Source organism: Nitrospira sp. M1 (assembly GCF_965152605.1).
Map to the genome: position 1 here is coordinate 2637171 of NZ_OZ224217.1, position 24706 is coordinate 2661876.

Consider the following 24706-nt stretch of genomic DNA (forward strand, 5'->3'; position numbering starts at 1 on the left):
TTAGACCATTTGCTCTTCACCCTTACCTCCCAACACCACACGACCTTCAGCCGCCATTTTCTGCACAATTTTCAAGATATTCTGCTGCGCCGATTCTACATCGCTTAATTTCACCGGTCCTCGGCTGTCCATATCTTCCTTCAGGGACTCGGCAGCCCGGCTCGACATGTTCTTGAAGAATTTTTCTTTGAGTCCCTCATCGACAGCTTTTAATGCAAGGATCAACTCCTCCTTACTGACATCGCGCAAGACTTCCTGCATACCACGATCATCCACATCTTCCAGATCTTCAAACACAAACATTTTCGATCGAATCTCTTCAGCAATTTCTGCATTCTTCTCTTCGAGCGCCGCCATGATTTCACCTTCGACATTGCGTTTCACGCTATTGAGAATTTCGGCGACAAGCCCCGTTCCACCAACCGCTACCGCATTCTTCGACGCTCCAGCACGAAGTTCATCTTGAAGCACTCCATTTAATTCATCGAGCATATTCGGAGAGACTTCTTCCGTCGTTGCCATACGATACACAATGGCGTCCCGCTTGTGACTCGGCAACAAGGCCAACACCTGCCCTGACTGATCGGATTCCAGATTCGAGAGGATGAGCGCCCCTGTTTGAGGATGTTCGTAGGTCAACATATTGGCAATCGAAGCGGAGTCCATAGATTTTAATGTTTCAAATCCAGCATTTTCCGAGGTATTCAATGAACTCAGGATTCGACGGGCTTTATCTTTACCCAGGGCGGAATTCAAAATTTTCGACAAATACGTTTTGCCTTCAACAGAGAGCCCGGAAGCCCCTGCCTGTTGCACAAATTCGCGCAAGACCGTACGGTGTTCGTCTTGTCCGACATTCACCATCCCGCCTAAGTAGGCACCAATCGCACGGATATCTTTTTGATCTAAAACCTTTAATACTTCCACGGCAGCACTCTCACCAATGGCCAAGAGCAGAATCGCCGCCTTTTCATAACCGGATAATTCGAGTGCCATCTCAGGCTTTCTCCGCCTTTTCTTCCTGCTCGCTCTTTATCCACGTACGAATCACATGGGCTGCCGTTGTCGGATTATCCGACGCTAACTTAATCGCATGCTCTTCCGGTGTTTCAGTAATTTCAGCTTCATATTCCGCCACGGTCGCAGGCAATCCGTCCTGTGGAACAGGCACCGGTTCAGAGGGAGGCGTAATTAGGCTTGTCACCATTGGACGGACCACGAGCAGTAACACGAGTAGGCCCAGCACAAGGAAGACGGCAGGTTTGATCAACCCTCCCCATGTCGACAAGAATGAGTGCACAACGGTCGCAACATGCTCATCACCCTCAGTCAACGGTGTAGCCTCAAATGGTGTATTGACAACTTCAATTTCATCCCCTCGTGTCTCTGAAAATCCCACGGCTTTTTTCACAATATCCACGAGCTTGCTCATTTCTTCTTCCGATCGTGGAACATACTTCATATCGGCTTCAGCGGCATCAGCCTCCGTTCCTTCAGCAGGAACATATGTTCCATCAACCAACACCGCGACCGACAACCGTTCAATAGAACCAGTCGGTTCAACAATTTTGCTGACTTTTCGATTCATTTCATAATTGAGAATCTCATTTTTGCGTTTGGCTTCCTTTGGCCTCCCACTCCCCCCAGCCACGGGTCCATCATTGGGCACATTACTTCTCACACCGGGGACTCCAGACGGACCAGAGTCTTCAATAACTTTCTCTTGACTGCGATTTTCACTTCGAACAACTTGGCTTTCAGGATCATAGGTTTCTTCAGTCACTTCAACTTGCCGAAAATCAAGCGTTGTTGAGACACGAACCACAGAACTATTACGGCCTAAGACTTTATCCAACATCGTCTGCACTCGCTGTTCAAGATCATGTTCAACATTTCGCTGCATGTCGACTTGCGTGGATGTCAACTGCGAATCTTTCTGTCCCGCTGTTTTACTTAATACTTGACCGTGGCTATCAACGACTGTGACATCAGACGGGGTCAGTCCTTCGACGCTACTCGCGACCAAATGTGTGACACCTTGCACCTGCCCCTGTGTCAGTGATGCCCCTCGCCGTAATGTGAGGACCACTGCAGCCTGAGCCGGCTGCTTATCTGAAGTAAATAATCGACGTTCCGGGAGTACTAAATGAACTCGCGTCCGCTCCACCTCGCGTATTTGCGATATCGTTCGGGCTAACTCTCCCTGCAGAGCGCGACGGTAATTCATTTTTTGCACAAATTGCGTCACACCAAGACCCACACGATCAAAAATTTCAAAACCCACGCCTCCTGCCTCTGGCAACCCATCCGAGGCCATTTGTAGGCGTAAATCATGAACTTGCTCACTTGGCACTTTAATCGTATCGCCACTTTCTGTGACTTGGTATGGAACTTTTTGACTATCCAGCTTCGCCACAATAGCTTGGACATCTTCTCGTTCCAGATCAGCAAATAACACACCCATGTCCGGCTCTTTTCCCATGAGCGCCAAGACAGGAATGACCGCAATTCCCAAGGCCAACAAGACCACCAATCCGACACGTTGGGGCATCGTGAGTGCCTGAAAATTATGGAGTATCGTTTCGGGAAGGGTCTTGGGTCGTTGAGTGTCTTCAGCCATAAGTACGATATGTTAAAAGGAAAAAGTGAGAAGTGATAAATTAGCAATCACGATCGGTCTCCTTTTGATCGTATTTCTTACTTTGCATTGTGTAATTTACATTTTTCACTTTTTACTCCTTACCGTTTACACCCCTCAGACCTGCATGCGAAGCACTTCTTGATAGGCTTCCAGCATCTTGTTTCGCATGGTCATCATCAGTCGAAACGACAATCCGGCTTTTTCTCCAGCAATAATCGCTTCATGAATCGTGACATCTTCTCCTCTCGCGACGGCATCTTCCAATCGGCCAGATTCATGCTGCAGATGATTTACCGTCTCAACTGCATGCTTGAGAAGATCTCCGAAACTTGCATCATTTGCTTGAGCCGGTCCTCGAAGTGCATCTTTCGCAAGAGATTCAAGAATCGGATCAAAACCACGAATTGAAAAATTTTCCATCAGACTATTCCTCAATACACGGACCCATTATCGGCCCATTTCTAATGCTCGCATCGTCATGGACTTTCCTGTCTCCAGTACGGCCAAATTCGCTTCATAGGCACGAGAAGCTGACAGCATATTGGTCATTTCTTCAATAACATTCACATTGGGCAACTCAAGGTATCCCTTACTATCCGCGTCGGGATGTTGAGGGTCGTATACTTTTCGAAATGGTCGTTCATCAAATACGACTTTTTCTATATGCACTCCATTGGGTTCTGCGGAACGACCAAAGGCTTGAGAAAACACCGACATAAAGGGTGAAGATTGTGATTCAGTCCGAAACACCACATCTCTTCGCACATAGGGACCACCGTTCGGGGATCTCGTGGACTCAGCATTTGCAAGATTCCCGGCAATAATATTGAGTCGTTGCCGCTGAGAATTCAGGGCCGACCCTACGACATTAAACAAACGATCAATATTCACCAGACACCCTCCTTTATCAAAGAGAACCAGGTCGCACTATGTGATTGGAGCCGTACTGCGAGTACGACAAACAAGGCTCTGCCTTTACCCATTGCGTCCTTCTCCAATCGCCGAACGCCAACCATCAAACCGTCCTTTTAAAAATTGACTGACGGCCATGTACATCATGGTATTTTCAGCCATCTGAGTCATTTCTTCTTCTAAATTTACCGTATTGCCATCCAGGCCCCCTCCTGCATTCACGACATTCACATGTTGAAACACCTCATTGCCTGGCGTCGAAATTGAGAGATGGCGAGGATGAGTACGGCGCGTATCTAACGGCATTTCGCCTTGTTGCATCGCCGACAACGTTTCCTGAAACGGGAGAATACGGTTTTTATATCCTGGCGTTTCTTCATTGGCTAAATTCGATGCAATCGTTTCATGTATGGCACTCCGGACATTGAGGGCTCGTTCATACAGTAATGATCCGCTATCCCAAATCGAACTCACCATGATTCTCTCTCCTTGCGCATAGACTGACCAACTTCATGATCTGCTCGTTCTGTCATGGGACAGACCTCTAGTATTTCAGCAACCCTGATGCCAATTGATTTCATATGCTTTTGTATGCCCATATTGACAGTATTCACTCCAGAACAGGATCAACGCCCATCTTCTTGTTCGAGACATGACAGTAATACGAGACAAAGAAGAAAAATCATGATGACCCTTTTTTCCTATACGGAAGAATTTGCCGACCCTGCTACGGCGTGGACATCCTCAATGCAAGCATGTCGTTCTCTACAATTCAAGATTCTCTCCACCATGTAACTGCCGATATTCACGTAATTTATTACGCAATGTACGAATGCTGATTCCCAATGTTCGTGCAGCATGCGTTCGATTGCCTCCATGTTGATCGAGCACACGAAAAATGAGATCTCGCTCCATTTCCCAAATCGACCCTGTCGGTTGCAAAGACGGAGTTGCGACACTCATTGTTGGTTCTTCGCATGTGACATGTTCCATCCGCAATGGCCCAGAGCCCGAGAGCAGAACGGCTCGTTCAATCACATTTTCAAGTTCACGAACGTTTCCTCGCCAGCGACGGGTCTTCAGATAGCTCATCGCCTCTTCAGTCACACTGGTACTCGGTCGACCATTGCGTTGACAGGATTGTTGAGCGAAATGTTCGACTAATACCTCAATATCCTCTGGACGCTCTCGCAGTGCCGGGATCGTCACTGGCATCACACTCAACCGATAGTAGACATCTTCTCGAAACCGTCCAGCCTGTACTTCTTGCAACAAATTTCGATTCGTCGTAGCAATCACACGAACATCAACAGCAATTGGATTGCGAGACCCTAACCGATCGACTTCACGCTCTTGCAATACGCGTAACAGTTTGGCTTGAAGCCCTAAGGTCATTTCGCCAATTTCATCCAATAACAATGTGCCTTGGTGAGCAAGCTCAAACTTCCCACATCGACGCGACAGGGCTCCGGTAAATGCCCCTTTTTCGTACCCAAACAATTCACTTTCTAATAGGCCTTCAGGAAGTGCCGCACAATTGACGGCAACAAAGGGTTGATTCGCCCTCGGACTATTTCGATGAACATAGCGGGCCAAGACTTCCTTTCCAGTCCCACTTTCACCCTGAATAAGAATCGTGGCTTGACTCGCCGCAACCGTCTCTAATGTTTTTAATGTCTGGATCACCCGTTCATTCCGTGTGAGAAATCCCACAGACGTCGCATCTCGATGACCCGTGGTCGAACTGCTTGACGTTGGCTCCTGTTCATCATTTTTTATTCTGGACACAACCTCTTCTAATTTTTCCGCACGAAAGGGTTTTTGAAGAAATTCAGTTGCCCCTAACTTGAGAGCTTCCACCGCCGTTTCTACTGAACCAAATGCTGACATCATCACCACCGGCACTTGATTCCCGGCCATCCTGATATCGCGTAACATTTCTATGCCACTTTTACCTGGGAGATTGACATCAGCCACGATCAAGCTTGCCCCATTGCGTTGAAGCCACTCCAGACCCTCCCGACTATCATTCACAACCGACACAGCATATCCGTGCCCTCCAAGAGTTTGTGATAACGCTGTTTGTAAATGCACATCGTCTTCCACCACTAAAATGGGTTGCTTGTCATACCATTCCGCTTGGGTCATGCAGATCTCCTCTGTTGTGGAAAGCGTAAGGACACCGTTGTCCCTTGCTGCTCCTGGCTTCGGACATCAATCGTTCCATGATGCGCATCCATCACATCTTTGACAATAGATAAACCAAGTCCTGTTCCATTGTGTTCCTTTGAATAAAATGGTTGAAAAACATGAGGAAGCGCATCGGCTTTGATTCCACAACCATAGTCGCGAACAGAGAGTTGGACGTTATGGCCTCTCTCGTGTTTCCGATTTTTTGACTGTGCTTCTGTGATTCGCCGACAATCAATATCAATAATTCCTCCATCTGGAGATGCTGAAATCGCATTGCGTACCACATTGAGACAGGCTCGCTGAAGAAGGACGTGATCACCTACGATGACTTCAGCCTCCGTGGCAACCTTCCTCCGTATAGAGACCTGACGATCTTCCAAAGGTTTGGTGAGTAGCATTTCGATTTGATCAAGAAGCGTGTGAACCTCTATCGTGTCCATGCTGGCTTTGCGTGTCTTCGCTGAGGCCAACAAATTACCCACAAATTGCTCAAGCGTCTGTATCGCGTGAACGAGATGATGAGCCACTCGTTGATGTTCAGTGTCATTACACACACGTCGTTCAACCAATGAGGCAAATAACTCAATACTCGTCAAGGAATTGCGAAGATCATGGGAAACTTTCGCCACATGTTCTCCCATCATTCTCATACGTTCGTTATCCAACATCTGACTCTGCGACGCCTTCATTGGTTCTTCGCGAATAAATCGCACGATCAAGCACGGTATGGTTCCGGGTTCTCCAAGAACTTCTTCGGAACAGTGCAAAAGACGTCCATGATGACTCACGTGCGCAAACGGAACAGATGGCCAGCCCAATTGTCGCCACGCTGTATCTAGTGACTGTCCCTCCACCAATTGTTCTTTCAGCTCAGGTATCGTTCTCGCTGCTCGGTTCACGTGTTGAATGACTCGATCATGATTCATGAGTATGGCCGCAATTGGGAGATACTCGAAAAACCGATGCATTTGGTCACGAAGGCTTTGCGTTTCGGCTAACTTATTTTTCAGCCCAATGGAGACCGCTTGTAATTCAAGATCAAGATGCTGCACCCGATCGAGCACACTCTGATGAGCATCCTCAAAATATCCCTGTATCGTATGGGCTAAAGAATGATTCATAGATAGGTCGTCATCTAGGAAGCCTTGCTGGTGCGATAATATTCATCAAGGACAGCCGACGCTGCAGCTTGAATTGTCGTTTCTAACTCTTTCACATCTTGACCTGGTTGCCGAAGACGATCCAAGAGTGTAATAGCGGCATCCTGTTTTCCTGTTTGTTGAAAACATAAAGCCAATCGGAACTGCGCCCAGGCTTTGGCTTCGGCCACCGTCTCCGACTCAGCAATGCCTTGATACAGGGGCTCAGCCTCGGCGTAGCGTTTCTGTTCATACAAAAGGTCTGCGAAGGATAATCGTGTACCAGTTGATGCAGATTCATGATCAAGCAGATGACGATAGTCTTGAATGGCTAAATCATATTGCTCTAACGCCGCGTAAGCTCGAGCCCGTTGACTTCGCGCAATCGCGCGCTTCTGACCGTCCGTGCCATGTTCAATCACTCGGCTGAACCGCGTGACAGCTTCTTGGAAGCCTTGTTCATCCACGTCCAAATCTCCAAGAATCAACAAAATATCATCGTGTAAGTGGCCTTTGGGATATGCCTGTGTATACCTCTTTGCTGCTTGACGAATCAGATCAGACTCACCCAGTTCATGAGCCACGATGACTTGACTCGAAAGAATCTGCTCCTTCAGTTTGTTGTCTGGATTATGCGTCAGCATCATGTCGTACCACTTCTTCGCCTCTCTTGCGAGTCCAATGTGACGATAGGATTCTGCTAACATCTTCATCCAGTCAAGATTTTGAGGAAGCGCGCGAACGATCATGTGTTGTTGTTCATAATATTGAATGAGTTCGACCCATTGCTGTTGCTGGTAATGCGCCTGAAAGGCTTGCGATACTGTGCGACTCAGGATTTTTTGGGATTTCGTTTTCCAGGGTTCCGTCTGACCAACGAGCAGCAATTGCGTGAATGCTGCCAATGCTCCGGATGTATCTCCAATTTCTTGGTATCCCGTTGCCAACCAGTATTGCGCTTCATCGGCCACGTCGACCTCAGGAGCTTGCGCTAACACTCTGGAGGACTCGACAACCCCATCCCACGATACTGACAAATAGATCTCAAGCTCATTCAATCGATCATATAAGGCTTTCCAAGATTCTTGAGAATGTTCGGCGCCTAGGGAAGCAATAACCCATCGTGTTAACGACGCGAGACCTCGACGACCTGGTTCAAGCTGTTGATACCGAAGCGAGGCCTCTTGAAAAAACCACAGCGCCGCCATTTCATGACCCTGTTCAAGCAGATATTGACCAATCTCATTTAACGCATTTCCGGCCTCGATTGTCCCTGGATGAAGATTATACGTCGTGAGATACCACTGTATGGCCTCTCCTGGGTTCCCACGTTGATCAGTACTTAATCCATAATAATAGGCAGAAGCCGCCGATGCCCGAATGAGTTCAGGCTTCTCGACATCGACCACCTGGTACCAATAGTAGGCTTGATCCCAGGCATGCGAAAAAGCGGTGGCATCGGCTAATCCCAGAGCTCCGGCAAGATGATAGTGGCTCCATTTTGGACTTTGAACTAATCGTCGAAATATAAGTGACGCTTCAATATATTTACCTTCTTCCATGAAATTTATCCCGGCGTTCAATAGCACGCCTCCTGCCAAGGGATGCTCCGCATACGTAGTCAAAAACTCCTCGAAGACACCGTTGGATTCCACCGACCATCCCATCTGCTCAAAGAGTTCACCCACGCGGCACAGCGCCCAAGGCGCATAAGGACTCTGCGGCCGTTCCTTACGTTGTGCGAATAAACGTTCAATGATTTTCAACACTTTGGCATCCGGAGCATCCTCTGGATCGGGTAAGGACGCGACGGCATAGTAGGCACCTTCCGCTAATACTCCCTCAGGCTGTTCCTGGAGAAATGTGAGAAAATACTCTCGTGCCTCAGGAAGTTCTCCCTGAATCATGGACTCTTGAGCTTTTTGAAATATTTCCGGCTCGACAATCTCAGAAGGATAGTGCCATTCGAATTCCGAGCATGGTGAGGCATAACTCAACATAGGCGACACAACAAGACTCGCGACAATAATGCTCCAATACACAGACAATCATCCTTGATAGTTTTTCAGTATCAAGGTGAATAGCAAAAACTAGACCGAGAGTGATTTGGAGAACATTCACGCAAAAGAAGACAGACAACATATTGGAAACATTCACAAATACAGGAAAGACACAAAGAGCGATATTGAAGGTTATTCCGTCAATTGCTTGACGGAGAGGTCAGAAACATCGTCTTTCAGTGAATGAACGTTTGATTGAGATGGATACTGCGGAAAGGTGGTGAGAACACTGAAGATTACATGGAGGGAGCTGGATTCGACTCTCGTCCAGTTCGATTGGCTACAATTTCTGCCAATGATTTCTTTTTGAGTTTTTCAATAAGCGTGGTGCGATTGATGTGGAGCAATTGAGCCGCTTTACTTTTCACCCAATTGGTTCGTTCAAGTGCTTCAATAATTAACCGGTTTTCAAATTCTTCCACTGTCGATGAGAGATTGATGCCCCCCACGGGAATCGCTGCTGAAACATTCGACGCAGGAACAGCATGAGGGGAACGGATTTTCTCAGGAAGATCTGAGAGATCTATTTGCCCATCTCGTTTCAAGATGGCCATCCGCTCAATGATGTTTCCCAGCTCACGAACATTTCCAGGCCACTGATAGTTGCACAACAACGTCATGGCCTCCGGGGAAATTCCCGTTAATTTTGACGATCGCCGTTCATTAAAAATATTCATAAAATGTTCAATCAACAGCGGAATATCTTCCGAACGGTGTCGTAACGGCGGAACCACGATAGGAACGACATTCAATCGATAGTAGAGATCCTCACGAAATTGTTTATTGGCCACCAATTCTTCTAAATCCTGATTGGTCGCCGCAATCACCCTCGCATCGGCTTTGTAGGTTCGGGTTCCACCCACACGTTCAAATGTTTTCTCTTGTAAGACACGGAGTATTTTCACCTGTAAGGGAGGGCTAAGATCCCCTATTTCATCAAGAAAAATCGTTCCGCCGGCCGCCAACTCAAATCGTCCAACCCGTGTGGCGACCGCTCCGGTAAAGGCACCTTTTTCATGACCAAATAGTTCACTCTCGAGTAACGCTTCCGGGATCGCACCGCAATTGACGGGAATCAAGCACCCTTTTCTTCGGTTGCTGTGGAAGTGCGTCGTTTGCGCAATCAGCTCCTTCCCGGTTCCACTTTCTCCCAATATCAATACGGTACTATCCGTATCCGCAACACATTCAATGAGTCGAAACACTTCCTTCATCACTTCGCTCGAACTAATGAGCTTGCCTAAACCAAATTGACCTTTGACCGTTCGACGTAACTCTACATTTTCATTTCGTAACGATTGGACGCGTAGCGCGCTTTCGATTGTCGCACTGAGCACTTCAACGGAAAACGGCTTCTGCAAGAAATCAAAGGCTCCAGCTTTAATCGCCTTCACTGCCATCTCCACAGATCCAAAGCCCGTCATCACGATAGTCACGGGTTGTGTCGGCAGTTCCGCAATCTGTTCAACGAGTTCAATCCCATTGATACCTGGGACCATCACATCAGTCAGAAGAATATCGAACGGGGATTGTTGCAACAAAGAAAATGCCTCCGTTCCCGACTCTGCCTCGACAACATGATGACCTTCGTCTTGAAGTTGTGCACTGAGGGCTTCTCGAACATCTTTTTCATCTTCAACGAGTAAGATCTGTGCATGCGAGAGACCTTGAGTGGACGTATGTGCGTCAGAGGAGCCCATAAACCCTCCTAGTTTTAACTCTTTTCACAGAAAAACTTAAACAAAACAACAGGAATAGGTTGATAGCTAACATTATTTGTGCAACAAAGGTCAAGTCAAAGGTTAGAATTCCAAGGCGTATCTATAGCCGATTCAATGAATTTCCGTCCTCTTGAAGCGTTTGATACCTCCTTGAAAGTCCTCTAATCGAGATATAAGTAGCCGACCAGATCGCAATAATGATTGCCTGTCAGGCCCATCTCGTTCGCTCAACAACCGTGTCCACTTGAACACCTGAAATAAAAAACGCAACTGAAATAGGAAGGCAACAGAAGATGCTGCTCAGAAGCCATACAGCACACACCAACCGTGTTCACTTGTACACCTGTAGTCAACACATCAATCGGCATCTGGCTCCAATGTAGGCGGTATTTCAAACGCTCTCCGTTATCCAACTATCGTGTTCACTTGAACACCTGTAATCAACGCATCAACCGGCACCAGACTCCAATGTAGGTGGTATTTCAAACGCTCTCTGCTATCCAACTACCGTGTTCACTTGTACACCTGGAATCAACACATCAACCGGCATCTGACTCCAATGTAGATGGTATTTCAAACGCTCTCTGTTATCCAACTACCGTGTTCACTTGTACACCTGGAATCAACACATCAACCGGCATCTGACTCCAGTGTAGATGGTATTTCAAACGCTCTCTGTTATCCAACTACCGTGTCCACTTGAACACCTGGAATCAACACATCAACCGGCATCTGACTCCAATGTAGATGGTATTTCAAACGCTCTCCGTTATCCAACTATCGTGTCCACTTGAACACCTGGAATCAACACATCAACCGGCATCTGACTCCAATGTAGATGGTATTTCAAACGCTCTCTGTTATCCAACTACCGTGTTCAAGCATATTACTGTGCATGTGGATTCGCTATTCTCATTCTAAACAGAAAATTCCTCAAGTCCATCACTTTGATAGGGGGAGAACATGGGTAAGACGCTCGCGCTCTGTATCTTCCGACAATTTGGCTGCCTTGCGGCATCAGAATACTCAAGATGTCAGGAGGATCAACCGAAAGGATTGATAGACCTCAGGAAAAATCCTGAAATGCGCTTCATTTCTGATAATTCGAAGGAGATTATGGTGCCCGAGAAAACATCAATGCCAATTTTCATATTGTTTGATACGAAAACTGGCTATCTCTACGGACACCTCTTCGCCACGGGGCCCGAAGACCCCTTTTTACATGAAGTCGTAGAATGGTGGGGGGCCCATTGCTCAACCAACCCTATCGGCGTTGATTATCCAGGACTCACGCAAAACAGTGTCACCTCAAACACGCTCTCTTCTAACTAATAGCTAAAGACAATTGCAAAATGAAAAGTGCAAAGTGTCGGAGTAAGAACGACGCACATCTCAGTTTTCATTTTGATTTTGCCTTCTTCGTCACTCTCGAAGCTCTGCCCAAATTGCAAGCCCTGACCTAAAGAGTAATTGCCGGTCATTCAATTGTAGAATAACGATATTATCGTTGGCTCGGCTTGAGACAATCTCTTGTGAAAGAGGCAGATCTTTAGAGAAGAATCCACCGGTGAATGCAGAAAATCCTAAGACTTGATTGGCAGTAACCAATACGGCGACATGATCTCTCACAAGAACTTGACGAAGCGTTTCTCGAGGACGTAACGCCAGAACCTTCCACCGACCAACTTCTCCCTGAAATCCATAAATACGCTGTTCACCCACGACCAGAATCAATCGTGGAGTCACATATGATTTCACTACGTGTTCAGACACTTCTAATTCTTGTGTGCTCCAACGCTGTAACGCACCAGAATATCCGAGCAACCGCAATGATGTCTGAACAAAACCCGTAATCCCTTTTGCTTGAAGATTCACAATCTCTTCCCCTGAAGCCAAAGGAATTCTGGCGATGCCTTCCCCACGGTGAACACCTAAGACTCGCCCCTTGCTGACCGTCACTTCCACTTGATCCGTAATGCGCTCTTGAGCCCAGACATTGGCACCAGAAAGCGCCAAGGCAATACCTAGACAGACGACTACCCCCAGAACAATTTGTTTACGCACGCGTTGTCTCCATACTTATCATTTCAGAACACGAGAACCAGATTACTGAGAAGACCATGGCACACCTTTATTGTCACTAATAAATAATGGCCCCAAGATTGTTTCCATTAACGTCTGGCCAATTCCAGTCCCAGCCCAAAGCCCAGTCAAGCTGAATATAAAATTAAACTGCGTTCGATCCGGAAACTCAATGTAATACAAGCCAAAGGAAAAGCAACGGCATGGATTCTGGTAAAGTCCAACAATATCAAGTTCGGAGTTTTCGTTTCGGCGAACATCTCGATAGACTCGTGCACCGACAGACAGCCCGAGTGGAAGTCGGACAGCCCCGCCTGCAGTTAAAAAGAAAATTCCTGTCTGTGCGTCCAAAACCTCGTTAAAAGACGTTGGAGTCCAAATGTCACCTCGTCTCACCCGTGGACCAGATCGAGTATATCGTTGTCCCACTTCAGCATACCAAGTTTCATAAGCTTGCAGCCGAAAATCGGTATTCCATTGACTAAAACGCCTACGGTTAGGGTCATAAAATGCATCGATCGACGCCCGAAAATCAGAAAATACTGGAGAAAAACTGATAGGCCGATTGAATGTCGCACGTCCCCAAATATCAGAAAATAACTCAGCTTCACCCGGTGGGTCACCCACGTGATAACTTTGCGCCACCAACAGGTCAAGCCACGTCCCAGATCCTCCGGTCATACTTTGTTCACTTAAGCGGGACTGCAACGAATACGTCACCAGACTCTTTTTGATGAGATCATCCGTGGCATCAATCAGCACAAGCTCCGATTGATCAGTTGGGGGAACAAATTCATAGATGACCCGCGGTTCGATTGAATGACGCAGTCGTGTCTGCTCATCAAGTCTGAAACGTTTGCTCAAATGCGAGTAGGCTTCTAACGCAGCCCAAAAGGTCTCTCGACTTTGTACTTTTTTCGACGTAACCCCTCGGGTATAGGCCACTTCTCGAAATTTCACCTGCGGCTTAATGCCTAACACATTTCCGAGATGAAGACCGTTCAATGATGCACCAGGCAAAAAATCCATGCGACTAACTTGGAACCCTTTTTCTCGAAAAAAGTGGACAAAGGTGGAATCCATACTCACGGCCAGAGGACTCCCGAATAGTGAGTAACTCGGGAGTATATGACCAATCTGGGGAACTCGTTGAAACGTTGTCGCTCCGCCGCTTCCCAAAGGTTGAAGATATTGCCCCAAGAGATATAAGCTTCCATAGTCCAATCGCTGATTAATATTCAGAAGGGAGGCCTGGCTAGGCAAGGCTCGGAGAAACCCGGAACTACTCAAATCCTGCAAGAACGAACGGTCAGTAGAGTAGTTGACCAACAGTTTCACAGAAAGGTCTGGATTCACCTCCTGAATATGCACTCCATTAATATCCGCCCGCCCCCGGCTTTGATCCGTATCATATAAGGTGCTGACCAGCCAGCTCCCCTGAGACTGCCGGTTCAGTATATAGCGATATTCAAAATCACTCCCGCCTCCTCGCTTGCTGAGAATGAGCGGAGACACGGTTAAGTCCTGGCTCGGATTGATCGCCCAGAAGAAACTCTGGCGATAGCGAAGGCCAAACACATTATCGATCCCTACCGATGGAATCAACAACCCGGTCTTGCGGTTACTTCCTAACGGGTAGCGAAATGTTGGAAGCGGAATGATCGGCACATCATTGATGTTAAACCACACGCCTTCGCCATAGAGACTGTCATCCCAGTCAAAGTCCATATCCTGAAACGTAAATCGCCATGCGGGGACTTCCCCGTCCTTTGCATCACAGTTGGTAAATGATCCATCTTGACCGCGATAGTGCGTTTCAGAAAACCGTCGAAGTCGTTGCCCGGTGATAAACGAGTTTTTCTCTCGCATGTAGACATCCCCGTCGGTAATGACTCCAGCTTCGGTGTTGAGATTTAAGTCTAATTGCTCGGACCACACATCCGTATTCCGATCACGAAGGTACACATGCCCTTTGGCGAGTAAATCGCCAGAAAGTTTATGGAGCGTGACATGATCCGCCGTCAGACGAATGGGGCCTTGAATGACGACCACCGACCCTTCGGCAACATAGACTTCGGTCACTTGATCGTAGTCAAGTTTGTCTGCCGTGAGCTCAACAGGAGAGGAGGTGGAAGACGTGGGAGAGGCGGAGGTGGTGGACGAAACAGACGACGGTGATTGTGCGCCTTCTAGAGATGTCTCTTGCGCTTCAATCTGCGCAGAAAAGAAAAAGCTTACCAACACCGCCATCCAGGACAGACACGTTCGAAAAGACCTCAATCGGAATCTCACAGAGTTGCTCATCACAATGAAGACAATTGGCCCGTCTGTATGAGATGCCTGACCTCACCAGCCAAGAATAATGAACCAGTCGCACAAATCACATCAGAAGTTTTTGCTAATTGTTTAGCGAAGTTCACAGCCTCAATAAGCTCTGGAACTTCATGAAGCGTAAAGGTCCCCTCCGGAACACCCTGCTTTAGCTCACTGACTGTTGCCGTTCGCGCCATAGACACTTCAGTCAGAATCAAGTGATCGACGATCGGGCACAGCACACGGAGAAAATTCGCGCAATCTTTATCGTGCATCATGGCCAACACGACAATGAACCGAGCATCATTCTGATGAAGCACAGGCATCAAGGTATCAACCAAAACCTTGCCTGCGGCAGGATTATGCGCTCCATCAATAATCAAGCGCGGCCGCTCTTCTAGCGTTTCTATCCTTCCCGGCCACATCACTTGGGACAGTGCTGATCGAACGGTGGCCTCTTGAACGGTGAATCCTTTCAGTTCGATGCTCTCGAGCAATGCCAAGGCGCAACCGGCATTATGCATTTGGTGCGTTCCAGGAAGAGAACAGGCAAGATGCGCATAGCGTGTCTGTATTCCATCATATTGAAAACACGCAACCGATTCCGGCACAACTTGAAATGCCGATCCTAATCCATAGCAGGAAGCATGACGAGAAGCCGCCACGTCTCGAATGACCTCATCGGCTTCGGTTGGCATCTCACCGACAATGACTGGAATGTTGGGTTTAATAATTCCAGCTTTTTCAAAGGCAATTTCAGAAAGTGATGAACCAAGGTATGATTCGTGATCATGGGCAATAGAAGTAATCACGACACCAAGTGGGGTTAAGACATTTGTCGCATCGAACCGTCCACCCATTCCGACTTCGATGACGGCAACATCTACCGATTCATCAGCAAAATACTGAAATGCCATGGCCGTTGTAAATTCAAAAAATGTGAGCGAGATGGGAATTGAAACTTGAAATTGTTGTGTCAGTTCGACCACATGCCGTTCTGAGATCAATCGTTCGTTGACTCGTATACGTTCTCGAAAGTCAACGAGGTGAGGTGACGTATAGAGACCAACTCGATATCCTGAGGATTGAAGAATGTTCGCCAATATCGCCGCAGTCGAACCTTTCCCATTTGTTCCTCCGACATGGAGCGTATGGTAGCGAAGCTGAGGATTCCCGAGATGGCCTAACGCAGATTGAATTGATTCGAGACCAAGCTTAATCCCATGTCGATGCAGACGATAAAGAAATTCCGTCGTATCTTTATAGTCCATGACACGTCACAAGATCGCTATTGAACAAGAGCAAGACAGTTGGAGTGGAGGGAGCATTCTTCGCTGGCACATTCATAGAAGCCGATGGCGAATCACAACACGAGCACGAAAGTGTCGGGCCTTACACCATCACATGCTGTAACAATACTTGCATTTCTGTCTTGAGATTTTTTCGAGTCACAATGCGATCAACCATGCCGTGCTCAAGGAGAAACTCTGCACGCTGAAACCCTTCGGGCAACCGTTGTTTAATCGTTTGCTCAATCACACGAGGTCCAGCAAATCCAATTAACGCCTTGGGTTCGGCTAAAATGATATCTCCGAGCATCGCCACACTTGCCGTCACCCCACCAAAGGTCGGGTCGGTTAACAACACAAAGAACGGGAGGCCGGCTTCATGAAACCGAGCAAGAGCCGAAGCCGTTTTGGCCATCTGCATCAGGGAAAGCGCGCCTTCCTGCATCCGAGCGCCTCCTGATGTCGTGACCAACAGAAATGGCATTCGTGCCTCCAATGAACGATCGATCGCACGGCAGATTTTCTCGCCTACGACCGACCCCATACTTCCACCCATAAACCGAAAATCAAAAATTCCCACGCCAAGACCATGCCCTCCAATGGCACAGCGTCCCGCCACAATAGCTTCTTGTTTTCCGGTTTTCTGTTGCGCCGTATAGAGTCGCTCTGAATAGGAAACCGTATCGATAAACGTGAGGGGATCTTCAGGAACCAATTCCGCGTCCCATTCTTCAAAAGATCCAAGGTCGACTAACAGCTCAATGCGTTCTTCCACTGATAGAGGAAAATGATAATCGCATTTCGGACAGACCTTCAGGTTTCGTTCAACTTCCTTGGCATAGATAATGGCTCGGCACAAATTACATTTTAGCCACATGCCCTCTATCGCTTTTGAAGACTTCTCTTGCTCCTCTGTCGATTTTTGGCGCTTAAACCACCCCATGACGACTCCTTCTCACTCAAGACTCAACGAGTAGAATGGCCTGATAATTCTGAAATATTCGATATCTATGCATGACGCGCAGCCTCGCCTGCGGAGCATGCAACCGACAGTCATACAATAATCACACACTTGACCTATTGGGAATTCACACAGCAGTCTGCACCTTATCATAGGACCAATGTCCCAGCAAGAAAGATATCTCAACCTGAATATAAGAAACAAATAATTTGTGTGCTGAAAAATGCATGTGACAAAGAGAACAATCTGTCATCAGCATTTATGAGTCCTCACGGTCTCACCCTTCACATGTGGTTCGACCAAGAGGAAAAAGACGGAGCAGTTTCTTCACATACAACTGAAAAAGACGTTGGATGAACAAGGAAGGAAGATATCTACGGAGAGAAGGGAGCAGGCAATGGGTGGCTCTCACCCACCACGTGCATGCATTTCCAAATGAGGATCTTGCCGAAGACGTTCGATCTCAACAAATCGTCCACGAGTATCGACGCGTTCAAGCTCTTTGCGTTCTTCTGCACCGCGATCGGTGCGAGCGTTCCAGATTGAGACAAGCAACGCCCGTAATTCTTCTTCGGTCGCACCGTCACGCAACGGCTGCCGAAGATCGATGCCTGTCTTGGCATACAGACACAGGTACCACAGACCATCGGCCGTGAGACGGCTACGATCACAAGTGGAACAAAACGGAAGCGTCGTCGAAGCGATAACGCCAAAGGTGGTTCCATCAAGCAGCCGGAATCGTTTGGCCGGAGCCCAGGAATCTTCAATGATTGGCTCAATGAGCCCGTAATGATGACTTAATATTTGTAAAATACTCGCACAGGATAACACCTTATCGACAGACCAATCAGTCGCGCCTCCAACGTCCATATATTCAATGAACCGAACTTCGCCACCAACCGTTTTTCCGAATTCAATCAGGTCGATCAATTCGTCGTCATTAATTCCTTTCATCGCCACCGTATCAAGTTTTAAATCTTGAAACCCAAGAGCCTTCACCGTATCGATGCCTTCAAGAACCTGTAAAAATGTGTTGCGTTTGGTCAGCGCTTTAAACCGGTCAGCCTGTAAGGTATCAAGACTCACGGTAACTCGATGTAATCCCGCATCATAAAGAGACTGCGCTTGATCCTTGAGGAGAATGCCATTCGTCGTGAGCGCAATGTCCTTGATCTTGGAATTCTCGCGGAGCAAGGCAATCAAGGACGGGAGATCTTTCCGTAATAACGGTTCTCCACCCGTAATACGCACTTTGTCGACACCCAAAGAGGTAAAGACCTTCGTCAGACGGACAACTTCTTCAAATGTCAGCAGCGTTTCCCGAGGCAGCCAGACATACTCTTCTTCGGGCATACAATACTGACAGCGCAGGTTGCATCGATCCGTTACTGACACACGCAATGCTCGCAGAGGACGCCCCAACGTATCTAAAACCATAGGCTCTGACTCGTATGCATTCATTGTCTTTGTCGTCTTCTCTCGCATCTTGACCTAATCTTGATCATCTTTCATTTTGCATTTAACACTTTGCATTTAACACTTTGCATTTTGCTCTTGCCTTTATGGATGTTCTTCCACCCAGACTTCGCCTTCCGGCGTCTCTTCCAATTTCCAAATTGGGGTAATTTTTTTCAATTCGTCAATGCACCATTCGCACGCCTTAAAGGCATCGGCACGATGCTCAGCTCCTACAACAATTAACACAATATTATCACCAATGTTCATGGCACCATATCGATGAAGAATCAACACTTCTATCACATCGAAGTCGTGTAACGCCCGCTCTCGAATATCACGAAGTGTTTTTTGCGCCATACCCTCATAATGTTCAAAGGTGAGAAGACTGACATCTCGACCTTTCGAGCGATCACGCGCAGTCCCTAAGAATGTGGCAATTCCCCCAATGCGAGTTGAGCGAGCCTTCACCCGGTCAATTTCTTGATCAACGGAAAAATCCTCAGCCTGCACCCGAACCAGCATCGACTCTTTTGTTTCGACAGCCATCGTGAAAATTCCTCCACAGGGCAATGAAAGATTTACATTGCAAAGTACAAAACGCGAGAGTTGTTTTGTAAAACTATTGCTCTATCTTGATACTTTTGCATTTTTCATTTTGCCTTTTGCATTCGCTTCAAGGAGCCACCGGCGAAGGGAGGCAAGAGCGCCACTTCATCAGCCGTAGAAATCACCGTATCAGGATGAGAGATTTCATGATTCACCGATATTAAAACTTTTTTCGTGAGAACTAAGTCCCCAATCTCTGGGTACTTCACCTGCAAAACCTCAACAAGGTCCTTAACTTTTTGGCCGTCAGCAAATTCAAGCGTTAACTCTTTCTGCTGCCGCGCTAAGGTCTTGACCATCCCGAATAATTTTATAGAAAGCATAAAGATGTTACGCAGTCGTTCGTATCGTTATTGACTTGATCGAGTATACGTCCCGGACTTCCCGCCTGACTTTGCAAGCAGACAGATATCACCAAAACTCATTCCCTTATCAATGGCTTTACACATATCATAGATTGTCAGAGCGGCGACAGATACCGCCGTCATCGCTTCCATTTCCACACCGGTTCCCCCAGTTGTTTTCACGGTCGCAAAAATGGAGATCGAACAGCGTCCAGACACATCGGGCTGAGGCTCTTCCTTAAAATCGATATCTACATTGGTCAGTAACAGAGGATGGCACATTGGAATCAAGTCCGGTGTTCGCTTCGCAGCCATCACTCCAGCAACTTGCGCCACCGCTAACACATCGCCCTTGGCAATCTGACCTTCTTGAATTTTCTTAAGCGTTTCAGGCAGAACAAACACGTGCCCTTGGGCCGTCGCAATTCGTTCAGTCAATGCCTTTTGCGTCACATCGACCATGCGAGCACGTCCTGCTTCATTAAAGTGCGTCAACTCAGCCATTGCATACTCCTACGACTTCCTTAACCCCCTGCCCTAACGAGAAAATTTGAGCTAGCACATTATAGAAGTGACGTAAAAACATCGTCAAGCAAGAGTCAAACAACACACCCTTGACACCTCATCGCGTTCCACGTAAATTCATCAGTTAACACTTTTCTTCACGGTTACCCCACACACGACCTCATGGCACTTGAACTCCCTGCAGACCTTTCCTTACAAGGGAAAAAACTCGGCATACTACTCTCAACTCCCCCCGAAAACGCTAATGCTCACACGGTGACTCGCCTGAGCGAAGAAGCCCTTGCAGCCGGCGTGGATGTGTATCTCTATTTAATAGATGAAGGCGTCAAAAATCTCAACAACCCTCCCCTCGTCAACCTCGCTTCCTCGGGAGCCAAATTCTTCGTATGCGCCTATGGGTGCCAACAACATAAGGTACCCACCGAAGGCTACCCCAAAGAAGTGACGTTCTGCGGACTCGTCGTACTCTCAAATATCATCACCGGCTGCGACCGCTTTCTGGCATTTAACTAAAGGGAGGGGCAATTCTTCAGATACAAAAAGACGTCTAATGGAGGAATCAAGGAAGGTAAACTTTCGACTCTTTATCTGCTGACACTGCTTGCCAAGCCAAGTAAGCCCCACCAACGACTAAGGTCCAACCAATAATATCTTTAAACCAGCCGGAAGTTGAGCTTCCCCATAATCTAAGGTTCGGCTACGAAGAACTACTTCGTCTACAGACACCATGTAGAGACCAGCACCAATAATCAATAGAGTTACCAGCAGCAAAAAAGTAGCAACACGATTGCCTTGCATAGGGAATCGAAATACTAAATTAGTAATGTGTCGACAACACCTGAGATAATTACACAGGTAATGGAATGGACTGATGATCAGGCAATTTACCGCACATTTTCTGGTTTCCATCGCAAACCGAGATTCAGCACACGTTGCAGCAGTTGCTCGTAGGACATGCCTGCATGCTCGGCCGATTCAGCGAGATCTTCGCCAAAGGCAATTTGGGCATTTGGGTTGGCTTCTAAGAAATACAGCTTCCCGTCTTTATCCAAACGGAAATCTAAGCGGGCATACCCATTCAATCCCAAAATTTGATAGGCTTTTTTGGCCAACCGCTGAATCTTGCCGGCCATGGACTTAGTCAGCCCTTTCGCCTCCTGAGAGGTAATATCGTATTTCTTTTGATATTTCACACTCCATTTCACCCGCTGCGTCGCCACGCGATGCACATCGTCCGGCAAATTTTTCAGGATCAGCTCCCACACCGGAAAGACCTGCAATCGTTTATTGCCGAGTACGCCAACATACAATTCCCGCCCTTCAATAAACTGCTCGACAATCGCACTACTTCCGATACTCTCATGAATAAATTTCACCCGTTCTTCGAGCTTCTCGGCATCTTCTACGATGGAGGCCTGAGAAATGCCCAATGACGCTTCTTCGGATATTGATTTCACAATGACAGGAAATGGAATCTCCTCCGTCCACTTGACTGAACGACCGAGTGCAAACACCACAAATTTCGGGCACAGAATACCGTGATACGTCAGAATTTTCTTGGACCACCCTTTATCCCGCGTGAGCACCATTCCGCGTGGATTGCACCCGGTATACGGCACACCAACCAACTCGAGATACGACACGACATTTTGGTCAAACCCGCCAAATCCATTGAACTCTTCGAGTAAGTTAAACGCAATGTGCGGCTTAAAATCCTCGACCGCTTCTCGCAGAACATCCAATTCATCCCGCACTCCGACGACTCGCACATCATGCCCCATGTCCCGGAGTGTTGTAATCACGTCAAACTCGGTTTTCCATTCCACGGTCGCTAAATCTACTCCCTCCAGATTGACGGGCGGAACCAGGTTTTCGTGCATGAGGGTGAGAACGCGAAGTTTTCTCATAGTACAACTCGGTGCTGTCCGCCATGAAGATAATTCATCGTTTGCACAGTTACGAGAATCGTGAAATCAAGTTTGGCGTGTTCTTCCGGAACAGTCAGCCGCAATTGCCGCTCCCGACAATGTTCGATGATATCTTTCAAGACTTGATCGATGGTGTATTGATATTCACCAGTCCAATCGGCCACTTTCCGACGTATTTCTTTCCGAAACCGTCGAATAAAACTCGCGGCCGTCGGATAGTGTTGATACTCCTTGGCATTGGAAAACAATCGCTGCACATCACGGTCATAAAAATTTGGATAGTCCAGCCCATATCGCTCGCGCTTCTGTTGGTAATGCTCTCCAAGCGTCTTCCGAAGCGCCGGAAGCGGATCGAGTCGGTGCTTAATGGCGACTGGCGGACTGACGCCAGCCAGTTCTGTCATTAACGTGTCCATGTATTTCAATTTCCGTAGGGCCGGCCATCCCACATACCGTTCCCGCCAATCGGAACCAGGCGTCAACCACACGGCAAATGTCTCGGCAAAATCTTCATCCGGATGACTCTGGGCATACCATGTATCAAGATGTAATACAAAACTTTTACTGTAGGGCTTCGGGAGGTAACAGTCTGGATAGGGCTTTGAAGTACTGCCAAACAACTGTTGTCGTTGATGACGGCGTCGCAACCGGTAGGCATTTTCAATGGCATGCCCGGCTTCATGGCGAAGAATGCGCATACCCCACTCGGGCGTCCCACCTTCGACTTCCAACATCTGGCTCTGCTCTAACTTGGCTAATCGAGGATGACTCATATAAAACGGAATGGCAATACCGGGAATACCATCAGGACAATACCAGTCATCCGACAACCAACAATGCGGACGAAACAGCAACTGTTTCGCTGCAAGTTCCTGATGAAGCTGCTTGATCAATGTAGCGAGAGGCGTCCCTTTAATTTGAACACGGAGATCGCAGAGACGCAATGTAAGAAGTTGCTCATCAGACCAATTGATCCATTCCGGTTCATGATTTCCGTTGCTCATCGTTCGGACAACCCAACACACCGTGTTTCAAGAATTTTTGCCGCCATTACAAATATGTTATGTCAGAAATGGTTTCAAGACAAATATATTTTCCATGCGTTTTCAATATGTTGACTGACGAACGGCCAAAGATGACCTCAGACGCCACGCAACGTCCTGTCGGACCATAGTGAAGCCGTCAAAGCTACGACAATCTTGTGCTAGCATAAAAGAGCCCGACTGTGGTAGCTTTGGCCTTATTTTACAGCGTGACACACGAGGTAAGGCACCACAGGCCTTATTTTTTACGAAGTTTTCATTATTCATTTATGTGTTTTTTGTTTGCAAGGAAAGGGATATGTCAATGCGAAGTTGCGAGAAATGTGAAGGCACGATGATTTTAGATCGTGAAGTCGACATGGAAGCCGGCATGGCCTTGATGGTGTTCGTCTGTATCAACTGCGGCCGACGAAAACAGGCGGAGCAAGCACCGAATCCTCTTGTTCGGACCTAATACGTTGCTCAAGCGAATGCGACTATGCACATCGACTAAACTGTCCACCGAGACAATCGATTTCGACGGAATTGGTCATTCTGGGTTTTATCTCCTGACATATGTGCGTGTCAGTTTCATCAAGAGATAAAACCCAGTGACCGGGCTTTCCTCAGCCACACCGACCTCTCACTATCCTCATCATTGATCAATAATTATCTTCACTCACCCTTGCCTGTCGTCCAGCGCTATGACTGGAAGAGTCTGTCTTGCGACAACAACAAACACATGCGGTCACACATGAAGCACGCAATATGTTAATCTTACGTGACCGACTGAGCTAAAAAAATGAAGAGGAACACGAAGAGGGGGGCAGGCAGAACTGTCAGAAACGGTTAACTCTCAGCATCTAATTCCATATTCCAATAGAGATAGTCTCGCCAACTTTCCGGCGCATTGCGAATACCAATCATTAAGGTAAGGCGAGGTGTCCATCGTGGCTTGACCGGTTTTTTCAATAGTTTCATATTAGCCTCATGCGGTAATCGTCCGCTCTTTCGATTATTACAACGCCAACATGCCGTCACAATGTTTTCCCACGTTTTCTTCCCACCCTTCGCAATGGGCATCACGTGATCGAAGGTGAGCTCTTCTGTTCGAAAGTGTTTATAGCAATACTGACAGGTGTATTGATCGCGGGTAAAAATATTGATGCGAGAAAATTTGACAGCGTGATAGTTCCCTCGTAACTTCACCATCTTCAACAGGCGCATCACAGAGGGAAGCTTAAAGCTGATGGACACGCCTCGGACATCACGTTCGTGAAATTCGAGGACTTCCACCTTGCCCTGCCACAACAAGGTAATCGCTTTTTGCCAGCCTACGACCCGAAGCGGCTCGTAGGTCGCATTGAGAAGTAAGGTCATTTCCATTGGGATGAAAAATGAAAGTGCAGAACGATCACTTACCCAATACTGAACCTACTATTCCTATAGCATCGACAAGTATAAGGAATCAATATGATGCCTTTTCACACTTGAAGCAACATGTCCCCCTTG

Annotated in this window: 23 protein-coding genes; 3 read left to right on the forward strand and 20 right to left on the reverse strand. The window is 47.4% G+C overall.

Annotated elements, in window-relative coordinates:
- From fliG to ACWHX8_RS12105, 9 genes are all read right to left on the reverse strand, one after another.
- A complete protein-coding gene (gene fliG, locus ACWHX8_RS12065; protein WP_447968376.1) occupies window positions 1-996 on the reverse strand; it encodes a flagellar motor switch protein FliG in 996 nt (331 codons plus the stop codon).
- 1 nt (window position 997) lies between these two features.
- Window positions 998-2620 carry a flagellar basal-body MS-ring/collar protein FliF gene (gene fliF, locus ACWHX8_RS12070; RefSeq protein WP_447968377.1) on the reverse strand — a complete coding sequence of 541 codons (1623 nt, stop codon included), beginning with the start codon at window positions 2618-2620 and terminating at the stop codon, window positions 998-1000.
- Window positions 2621-2755: 135 nt separating this feature from the next.
- On the reverse strand, window positions 2756-3061 hold the full coding sequence (gene fliE, locus ACWHX8_RS12075; RefSeq protein ID WP_447968378.1) for a flagellar hook-basal body complex protein FliE: 306 nt from the start codon (window positions 3059-3061) through the stop codon (window positions 2756-2758).
- Window positions 3062-3088: 27 nt separating this feature from the next.
- On the reverse strand, window positions 3089-3532 hold the full coding sequence (gene flgC / locus ACWHX8_RS12080) for a flagellar basal body rod protein FlgC (RefSeq protein WP_447968379.1): 444 nt from the start codon (window positions 3530-3532) through the stop codon (window positions 3089-3091).
- A gap of 84 nt (window positions 3533-3616) precedes the next feature.
- The gene (gene flgB / locus ACWHX8_RS12085; RefSeq protein WP_447968380.1) at window positions 3617-4030 is read right to left on the reverse strand and encodes a flagellar basal body rod protein FlgB; all 414 of its coding nucleotides are present in this window, start codon (window positions 4028-4030) and stop codon (window positions 3617-3619) included.
- A gap of 288 nt (window positions 4031-4318) precedes the next feature.
- Entirely contained in the window at window positions 4319-5701 is a 1383-nt protein-coding gene (locus ACWHX8_RS12090) for a sigma-54-dependent transcriptional regulator (protein WP_447968381.1), read from the reverse strand.
- Entirely contained in the window at window positions 5698-6867 is a 1170-nt protein-coding gene (locus tag ACWHX8_RS12095; protein ID WP_447968382.1) for a sensor histidine kinase, read from the reverse strand. Before ACWHX8_RS12095 ends, ACWHX8_RS12090 begins: the two co-directional genes overlap by 4 nt.
- 14 nt (window positions 6868-6881) lie before the next feature.
- Window positions 6882-8927 (reverse strand): tetratricopeptide repeat protein, encoded by a 2046-nt coding sequence (locus ACWHX8_RS12100; protein ID WP_447968383.1) that lies wholly within the window; start codon window positions 8925-8927, stop codon window positions 6882-6884.
- Between the two features lie 254 nt (window positions 8928-9181).
- Window positions 9182-10645: a sigma-54-dependent transcriptional regulator gene (locus ACWHX8_RS12105; RefSeq protein ID WP_447968384.1), complete on the reverse strand. Its 1464-nt coding sequence runs from the start codon at window positions 10643-10645 to the stop codon at window positions 9182-9184.
- A 984-nt stretch (window positions 10646-11629) separates the two neighbouring features.
- On the opposite strand from ACWHX8_RS12105, the gene ACWHX8_RS12110 reads away from it, so the two are divergent.
- Complete coding sequence (locus ACWHX8_RS12110; RefSeq protein WP_447968385.1) at window positions 11630-11998, forward strand: hypothetical protein; 369 nt, start codon at window positions 11630-11632, stop codon at window positions 11996-11998.
- 90 nt (window positions 11999-12088) lie between these two features.
- Here ACWHX8_RS12110 and ACWHX8_RS12115 read toward each other — a convergent pair whose 3' ends face one another.
- The 8 genes from ACWHX8_RS12115 to moaC all read right to left on the reverse strand — a co-directional run bounded on the left by ACWHX8_RS12115 (window position 12089) and on the right by moaC (window position 20223).
- On the reverse strand, window positions 12089-12730 hold the full coding sequence (locus ACWHX8_RS12115; protein WP_447968386.1) for a hypothetical protein: 642 nt from the start codon (window positions 12728-12730) through the stop codon (window positions 12089-12091).
- Window positions 12731-12772: 42 nt separating this feature from the next.
- The gene (locus tag ACWHX8_RS12120) at window positions 12773-15040 is read right to left on the reverse strand and encodes an LPS-assembly protein LptD (RefSeq protein ID WP_447968387.1); all 2268 of its coding nucleotides are present in this window, start codon (window positions 15038-15040) and stop codon (window positions 12773-12775) included.
- A gap of 11 nt (window positions 15041-15051) precedes the next feature.
- On the reverse strand, window positions 15052-16332 hold the full coding sequence (locus ACWHX8_RS12125) for a bifunctional folylpolyglutamate synthase/dihydrofolate synthase (RefSeq protein WP_447968388.1): 1281 nt from the start codon (window positions 16330-16332) through the stop codon (window positions 15052-15054).
- A 121-nt stretch (window positions 16333-16453) separates the two neighbouring features.
- A complete protein-coding gene (accD, locus tag ACWHX8_RS12130) occupies window positions 16454-17293 on the reverse strand; it encodes an acetyl-CoA carboxylase, carboxyltransferase subunit beta (RefSeq protein ID WP_447968389.1) in 840 nt (279 codons plus the stop codon).
- A gap of 426 nt (window positions 17294-17719) precedes the next feature.
- Window positions 17720-18796: a GTP 3',8-cyclase MoaA gene (moaA, locus tag ACWHX8_RS12135; protein WP_447968390.1), complete on the reverse strand. Its 1077-nt coding sequence runs from the start codon at window positions 18794-18796 to the stop codon at window positions 17720-17722.
- Window positions 18797-18871: 75 nt separating this feature from the next.
- Window positions 18872-19315, reverse strand: a complete 444-nt coding sequence (locus ACWHX8_RS12140; protein ID WP_447968391.1) for a molybdenum cofactor biosynthesis protein MoaE — start codon at window positions 19313-19315, stop codon at window positions 18872-18874.
- A gap of 104 nt (window positions 19316-19419) precedes the next feature.
- Complete coding sequence (locus ACWHX8_RS12145) at window positions 19420-19698, reverse strand: MoaD/ThiS family protein (protein ID WP_447968392.1); 279 nt, start codon at window positions 19696-19698, stop codon at window positions 19420-19422.
- Between the two features lie 27 nt (window positions 19699-19725).
- Complete coding sequence (moaC, locus tag ACWHX8_RS12150) at window positions 19726-20223, reverse strand: cyclic pyranopterin monophosphate synthase MoaC (protein ID WP_447968393.1); 498 nt, start codon at window positions 20221-20223, stop codon at window positions 19726-19728.
- Between the two features lie 183 nt (window positions 20224-20406).
- Here moaC and ACWHX8_RS12155 point away from each other — a divergent pair, with 183 nt between their 5' ends.
- On the forward strand, window positions 20407-20757 hold the full coding sequence (locus tag ACWHX8_RS12155) for a DsrE family protein (protein ID WP_447968394.1): 351 nt from the start codon (window positions 20407-20409) through the stop codon (window positions 20755-20757).
- 371 nt (window positions 20758-21128) lie between these two features.
- On the opposite strand, the gene ACWHX8_RS12160 is transcribed toward ACWHX8_RS12155, so the two are convergent.
- Window positions 21129-22151 (reverse strand): D-alanine--D-alanine ligase family protein, encoded by a 1023-nt coding sequence (locus tag ACWHX8_RS12160; protein ID WP_447968395.1) that lies wholly within the window; start codon window positions 22149-22151, stop codon window positions 21129-21131.
- Window positions 22148-23176 (reverse strand): putative zinc-binding metallopeptidase, encoded by a 1029-nt coding sequence (locus ACWHX8_RS12165; protein ID WP_447968396.1) that lies wholly within the window; start codon window positions 23174-23176, stop codon window positions 22148-22150. Before ACWHX8_RS12165 ends, ACWHX8_RS12160 begins: the two co-directional genes overlap by 4 nt.
- 337 nt (window positions 23177-23513) lie before the next feature.
- On the opposite strand from ACWHX8_RS12165, the gene ACWHX8_RS12170 reads away from it, so the two are divergent.
- On the forward strand, window positions 23514-23669 hold the full coding sequence (locus ACWHX8_RS12170) for a hypothetical protein (RefSeq protein ID WP_447968397.1): 156 nt from the start codon (window positions 23514-23516) through the stop codon (window positions 23667-23669).
- 374 nt (window positions 23670-24043) lie between these two features.
- Here ACWHX8_RS12170 and ACWHX8_RS12175 read toward each other — a convergent pair whose 3' ends face one another.
- Window positions 24044-24574: an HNH endonuclease gene (locus tag ACWHX8_RS12175; RefSeq protein ID WP_447968398.1), complete on the reverse strand. Its 531-nt coding sequence runs from the start codon at window positions 24572-24574 to the stop codon at window positions 24044-24046.
- Window positions 24575-24706: the final 132 nt, after the last annotated feature.